Source organism: Bradyrhizobium sp., from assembly GCF_049798375.1.
In the GTDB taxonomy this organism is placed as follows: Bacteria; Pseudomonadota; Alphaproteobacteria; order Rhizobiales; family Xanthobacteraceae; genus Bradyrhizobium.
On the sequence record NZ_JBARGP010000329.1, the window covers coordinates 1 to 6,099 of the forward strand.

At 64.3% G+C, this 6,099-nt stretch carries 6 protein-coding genes; 3 read left to right on the plus strand and 3 right to left on the minus strand.

Going from position 1 to position 6,099, the window contains the following annotated elements; genetic code table 11:
• A partial coding sequence (locus tag WA702_RS14045) for a DUF1013 domain-containing protein (RefSeq protein ID WP_425111134.1) occupies positions 1-572 on the minus strand: 572 nt, incomplete at its 3' end.
• A gap of 240 nt (positions 573-812) precedes the next feature.
• On the opposite strand from WA702_RS14045, the gene ispH reads away from it, so the two are divergent.
• From ispH to rnhA, 3 genes are all read left to right on the plus strand, one after another.
• A complete protein-coding gene (gene ispH, locus WA702_RS14050; protein ID WP_425111135.1) occupies positions 813-1,781 on the plus strand; it encodes a 4-hydroxy-3-methylbut-2-enyl diphosphate reductase in 969 nt (322 codons plus the stop codon).
• 91 nt (positions 1,782-1,872) lie between these two features.
• A complete protein-coding gene (locus tag WA702_RS14055; protein ID WP_425111136.1) occupies positions 1,873-2,853 on the plus strand; it encodes a homoserine kinase in 981 nt (326 codons plus the stop codon).
• Positions 2,850-3,314 carry a ribonuclease HI gene (rnhA, locus tag WA702_RS14060; RefSeq protein WP_425111137.1) on the plus strand — a complete coding sequence of 155 codons (465 nt, stop codon included), beginning with the start codon at positions 2,850-2,852 and terminating at the stop codon, positions 3,312-3,314. Before WA702_RS14055 ends, rnhA begins: the two co-directional genes overlap by 4 nt.
• A gap of 183 nt (positions 3,315-3,497) precedes the next feature.
• Here rnhA and WA702_RS14065 read toward each other — a convergent pair whose 3' ends face one another.
• Positions 3,498-3,983 carry a peroxiredoxin gene (locus tag WA702_RS14065; protein WP_425111138.1) on the minus strand — a complete coding sequence of 162 codons (486 nt, stop codon included), beginning with the start codon at positions 3,981-3,983 and terminating at the stop codon, positions 3,498-3,500.
• Between the two features lie 120 nt (positions 3,984-4,103).
• Entirely contained in the window at positions 4,104-5,789 is a 1,686-nt protein-coding gene (locus tag WA702_RS14070; RefSeq protein ID WP_425111139.1) for a long-chain fatty acid--CoA ligase, read from the minus strand.
• Between the last annotated feature and the right edge of the window lie 310 nt (positions 5,790-6,099).

Sequence of the window (6,099 nt, forward strand, 5' to 3'; positions counted from 1 at the left end):
GACGCCGGCAGCAGGGTGGCGCCAGAGTAATTGACGTCGAGCGGCTTTTCCTTGGCGGCGCGCTGCACCTCGAAATCGAGCTCGATCTGCGAGCACAGGCCGAGCGTCACCGGGTCCATCGGGGTCAGGGTCTGGGCGTTCCAATGGGTGCGGTCGCGGACGCTGGCAATGGTCGTCTTGGTGGTGCCGACCAGACGCATGATCTGGGCGTCCTTCAGCTCCGGATGGTTGCGGACCAGCCACAGGATCGCGCTCGGACGCTCATGGCGGCGCGACACCGGGGTGTAGCGCGGGCCCTTGCGCTTCGGCTGCGGCGGCAGCACCACCTTGCTCTCCTGCAACCGGAGCCGGTAATCCGGGTCGCGCTCGGCCTTCTCGATTTCTTCCCGGGTCAATTGGCCGGTCGAAATCGGGTCCATGCCCTTGATGCCCTGGGCGGCGTCACCGTCGGCAATGGCGCGCACCTCCAGCGGGTGCATCTTGGTGAAATCGGCGACCTGGTCGAAGGTCAGCGCCGTATTGTCAACCAGCCACACGGCAGTTGCCTTCGGCATCAGCGGGGCGTTGCTCATGGCAAATCTCCTTTGTGCTCCGCCTCCACCTTGGTGGCGAAACCTGCGGTCATCGACGATGACGGGAATTCGCCCCTATATAGTCCCTTCCGGGGCCGTGGCGCAATGCCTTGCGGAAACGCCTTGACAGCGCCCGAAAGCGGTCCCAAGTCCTTGTCTGAACAAGTCCTATGGACCGCCCCCCGCATGCCGGCCCGGGGGCTCGGGTCGGCCGAAAATCAGCCCGCACAGATCAGCTTCATGGCAGCCAAACCAGACCTCAGAATCGTGCTTTGTTCGCCGCGGGGCTTCTGCGCCGGCGTGGTGCGGGCCATTGACACCGTCGAGCGGGCGCTCACCATTTACGGCGCCCCGGTCTATGTCCGCCACGAGATCGTCCATAACAAATACGTCGTGGACAGCCTGAAGACCAAGGGCGCCATTTTCGTCGAAGAACTGGCCGAGATCCCCGACAATACCAATGCACCGGTGGTGTTTTCCGCCCATGGCGTGCCGAAATCGGTTCCCGCCGAGGCCCAGACCCGCAATTTCTTCTCTCTGGACGCGACCTGCCCGCTGGTCACCAAGGTGCACCGGGAGGCCGCGATCCACTTCAAGCGCGGCCGCGAGATCCTGCTGATCGGCCATTCCCACCACCCCGAGGTGGTCGGCACCGTCGGTCAGCTGCCGGCCGGCGCCGTGACCCTGATCGAGACCGCCGACGATGCCGCGACCTTCACGCCGAAGAATCCCGACAATCTGGCGTTCGTGACCCAGACCACGCTGTCGATCGACGACACCAAGGATATCGTGGCCATCCTGAAGGGCCGGTTCCCGAACATTTCGGGCCCGCACAAGGAAGACATCTGCTACGCCACGACCAACCGCCAGCTCGCGGTCAAGAAGGTCGCGCCGGTGGTCGACGCCCTGATCGTGGTCGGCGCGCCGAACTCGTCGAACTCGCAGCGCCTGCGCGAGGTCGCCGAGCGCGAGGGCTGCCCTATTGCGGTGCTGGCACAGCGCGCTTCCGACATCGACTGGGCGCGCTTCGAGGGCATTTCGAGCCTCGGCATCACGGCCGGGGCCTCGGCGCCGGAGGTGATCGTCGAGGAGATCATGGGCGCCTTCGCCGAGCGCTATACGCTGCACGTCGAGACGGTGTCGGCCGCCGAGGAGAACGAGTTCTTCCCGCTGCCGCGCTCGCTGCGGCCCGAAGCCGCCGCGGAATAGACGCCTCGAAGATCAAGCACGTCATGCTCCCTTGATCCAGTTCGCATCAGGGGAGCGGTGGGGCACGCGAACTTCGGGATCGGGATACTACATGGCGGTCTATACCGATGTCGCCGCCGATGAGCTCGCGGAATTCCTTCGTCACTACGACATCGGCGAGCTGCTCTCCTATAAGGGCATCGCCGAAGGCGTCGAGAACTCCAACTTCCTGCTGCACACGACCACGGGCTCGTTCTTCCTGACGCTCTATGAGAAGCGCGTCGCGAAGGGCGACCTGCCGTTCTTCCTCGGCCTGATGGCGCATCTTGCGCGCCATGGCATCGTCTGTCCGCAGCCGGTGCGCATGAGAGATGGCGAGACGCTGTCCGAGCTTTCCGGGCGGCCGGCCGCGATCATCGATTTCCTCGAAGGCGTGTGGCCGCGCAAGCCGAACGCCCTGCATTGCGCCGGTATCGGCCAGGCGCTGGCGAAGCTGCATCTTGCCGGCGGTGACTTCCCGATGCGCCGCGTCAATGCGCTGTCGGTCGCTGGCTGGCGGCCGCTGTTCGAGCAGGCCGCGGCGCGCGCTGATACTGTGCAGCCGGGCCTCTCGGCCTTCCTCGCCGTCGAGCTCGATCATCTCGAAGCCTCCTGGCCGCGCGAGCTGCCGGAGGGCGTCATCCATGCCGATCTTTTTCCGGACAACGCACTGTTCCTCGGCGAGAAGCTGTCGGGACTGATCGACTTCTACTTCGCCTGCAACGACATCCTCGCCTATGACGTCGCGATCTGCCTCAATGCCTGGTGCTTCGAGGCCGATCATTCCTTCAACGTCACCAAGGCGCGCGCCTTTCTCAACGCCTATGGCCGCGAGCGTGCGCTGTCGGAGGCCGAGCAGGCGGCGCTGCCGCTGCTGGCGCGGGGCGCTGCGATCCGCTTCCTGCTGACGCGGCTGGTCGATTGGCTCAATGTCCCGCCCGGCGCACTGGTGAAGCCGAAGGATCCGCTCGAATATGTCCGCAAGCTGCGCTTCCACCAGACCGTGACGAGTTCGCGTGACTACGGCCTGACTGGTTCCGGAGTGGCGGCATGACCGCATTGCCGCTGGTCGTCGTGCACACCGACGGCGCCTGCTCCGGTAATCCCGGTCCGGGCGGCTGGGGCGCGATCCTCAAATTCGGCGACAAGGAGAAGGAGCTGAAGGGCGGCGAGCCGCACACCACCAACAACCGGATGGAGTTGATGGCGGCGATCTCGGCGCTCGAAGCCCTGAAGAAGCCGTGCCAGGTCGAGCTCTACACCGACAGCCAATATGTGCGGCAGGGCATCACCGCCTGGATCCATGGCTGGAAGAAGAACGGCTGGAAGACCGCCGACAAGAAGCCCGTGAAGAATGCCGAATTGTGGCAGCGGCTCGATGCGGCGTTGAAGCCGCACACGGTGCATTGGCACTGGGTCAAAGGCCATGCCGGTCACGCCGAGAACGAGCGCGCCGACCAGCTCGCCCGCGACGGCGTCGCGATGGCAAGGTTGCAGCAGAACGTAAGGGGTTAGTTGAAGGCCGATGCTCGAAGCCTCACTCACAACTGTCATCGCCCGCGCAGGCGGGTGATCCAGTATTCCAGAGGCGGTTATGATCAACCGAGAGGCCGCGGCGTACTGGATTCCCCGCCTTCGCGGGGAATGACAGCGGTGGTGTAGGAAGCTCCGCGCCTCAAAAGTAAGAACTCAGGCGCCTTACAGCTGCCCGAGCAGGGTGTCGCCGCCGGAGACTTCGACCTTGCCCGGGGCGGGCTCGAGGTTGAGCTTCTTCACCACGCCGTCCTCGACCAGCATCGAGTAGCGCTTGGAACGGATGCCGAGGCCGTTGCCGGAGGCGTCGAGCTCCATGCCGATCGCCTTGGTGAAATCGGCATTGCCGTCGGCCAGGAACACGGCCTCGTCGCGCTGGTCGGTGTCGCGCTTCCAGGCATTCATGACGAAGGCGTCGTTGACCGAGACGATGGCGATGGTGTCGACGCCCTTGCCCTTGATGGCATAGGCGTTGAGGAAGATGCTCGGCAGATGCATCTTGTGGCAGGTGCCGGTATAGGCGCCGGGCACCGCGAACAGTGCCACCTTCTTACCTTTGAAGATGTCATCGGTGGATTTGACCTGCGGGCCCTCGGCGGTCATGACGCGAAACTTGGTCTCCGGCAGCTTGTCGCCGACTTGGATAGTCATCTCGTTCTCTCCCTCGAATGGATCAATGTGGGCGGTCGGTAATACCATATTCGCTCGGGCGGAAACGGCAACGTCCGTCCGCGCCGAACGCGCGTCCACCCAATCGTCGCGCGAGCCGGCTCAGGCGGCTGCCGGCTTGTTCTCGTCGCGCAGCTGCCGGCGCAGGATCTTGCCGACATTGGTCTTGGGCAGCTCGGTCCTGAACTCGATCTGCTTCGGCACCTTGTAGTTGGTCAGCTGTTCGTGACAGAACTTGATGACGTCGTCGGCGGCGAGATTGGGGTCCTTCCGGACGATGAAGGCCTTCACTACCTCGCCGGATTTCGCGTCGGGCAGGCCGATCACGGCGGTCTCGAGCACGCCCGGATGGCTTGCGATCACCTCCTCGACCTCGTTCGGATAGACGTTGAAGCCGGAGACCAGGATCATGTCCTTCTTGCGGTCGACAATCCGGGTGTAACCGTCCTCGGACATGATGCCGATGTCACCGGTGCGGAAATAGCCGTCCGCCGTCATTACCTTGGCGGTCTCGTCCGGCCTGTTCCAGTAGCCGGCCATCACCTGCGGGCCCTTGGCGCAGATCTCACCGGCCTGTCCGAGCGGCACTTCATTGCCGTCGTCGTCGCGAATGGAAACGAATGTGGACGGCACGGGGATGCCGATCGAGCCATTGAACGCAGTCGAGTCGGGCGGATTGCAGGTCAGGGTTGGCGAGGTCTCCGACAGGCCATAACCTTCGGCGATGCTGCAGCCGGTCACCTTCTGCCACAGTTCGGCCACCGGGCGCTGCACGGCCATGCCGCCGCCGTTGGAGATCTTGAGCTTGGAGAAGTCGACCTTCTTGAAATCGGGATGGTGCAGCAGCGCGTTGTAGAGCGTGTTGACCGCCGGGAAATTGTTGACCTGGTACTTCATCAATTCCTTGATGAAGCCCGGGATGTCGCGCGGATTGGGGATCAGCAGATTGGCGCCGCCGGCGCGCACGGCGAGCAGGAAGCAGGCCGTGAGCGCGAAGATATGATAGAGCGGCAGCGCGCAGACCACCAGCAGCTGGTCGATCTGCGGCGGCTTGGCCAGCGCCGGCTGCAGCCAGGCGTCGTTCTGCAGCACATTGGCGACGATGTTGCGATGGAGCAGGGTGGCGCCCTTGGAGACACCGGTGGTGCCGCCGGTATATTGCAGGAAGGCGACGTCGTCGGGACCGATCGTGGGTTTGGCGAAGCGCTTGCTCCGACCGGCTGATATGGCGCTGTTGAACGAGACGGCGCCCGGCAGCGCAAAGGCCGGCACCATCTTCTTCACACGGCGCACGACGAGATTGACGATGACGCCCCTGAAGCCGAGCATGTCCCCCATGCTGGCGACGATGACATGCTTCACCGCGCTCCGGGCTATGACCTGCTGCACGGTGTGGGCGAAGTTCTCCAGCACGATAATCGCTTCCGCACCGGAATCCCTGAGCTGGTGCTCGAGCTCACGCGGCGTGTAGAGCGGGTTGACGTTGACGACGGTGAAGCCGGCGCGCAGCACCGCCGAGATCGCCACCGGATATTGCAGCACGTTCGGCATCATCAGCGCGACGCGGGCACCCTTCTGCAGGCCGAGCGACTGCAGATAGGCGGCGAGCGCGGTCGACATCTCGTCGAGCTGGCGATAGCTGATCGCCTTGTCCATGCAGACGAAGGCTTTGCGATCGGCGAATGTCCTGAAGCTTTCTTCCAGCAGCTCGACCAGCGAGGAATACTGCGTCGGGTCGATATCGGCCGGAACGCCGGCCGGATAATGCTTGAGCCAGATGCGCTCCATGGTCTTCCTCTCTGCCTGTCCGATCGTCGCACCTCATCGGCAGCGATCCCATTCAGGCTGCGAGTATCGAACCTGCCGCATCGCAAGGCAAGCGGCGGGCCACCGCGTTGCGGAGGAGGATTAACAGCTTGCGCTGCGCGAGGCATTAGCAGGTGGACCGCCGTCAGGCGATCCGCGCGCCCTGTTAGCTGTTGCTCTTTGGCTTGGCCTCGGGCTTGGCCTCGGCTTTGGGCTTGGCAGCCGCCTTCGGCTTGGCCGGCTTGGCGGCCGGCTCGGTGGCAGCGGCCGCTCGCTTGGCGCCGCCTTCCGC

Excerpts from the sequence above, each read along its gene's own strand:
- ispH (WP_425111135.1), top strand. The coding sequence starts at position 813 with ATGGCAGCCAAACCAGACCTCAGAATCGTGCTTTGTTCGCCGCGGGGC.
- WA702_RS14055 (WP_425111136.1), top strand. The coding sequence starts at position 1,873 with ATGGCGGTCTATACCGATGTCGCCGCCGATGAGCTCGCGGAATTCCTT.
- rnhA (WP_425111137.1), top strand. The coding sequence starts at position 2,850 with ATGACCGCATTGCCGCTGGTCGTCGTGCACACCGACGGCGCCTGCTCC.
- WA702_RS14065 (WP_425111138.1), bottom strand. The coding sequence starts at position 3,983 with ATGACTATCCAAGTCGGCGACAAGCTGCCGGAGACCAAGTTTCGCGTC.
- WA702_RS14070 (WP_425111139.1), bottom strand. The coding sequence starts at position 5,789 with ATGGAGCGCATCTGGCTCAAGCATTATCCGGCCGGCGTTCCGGCCGAT.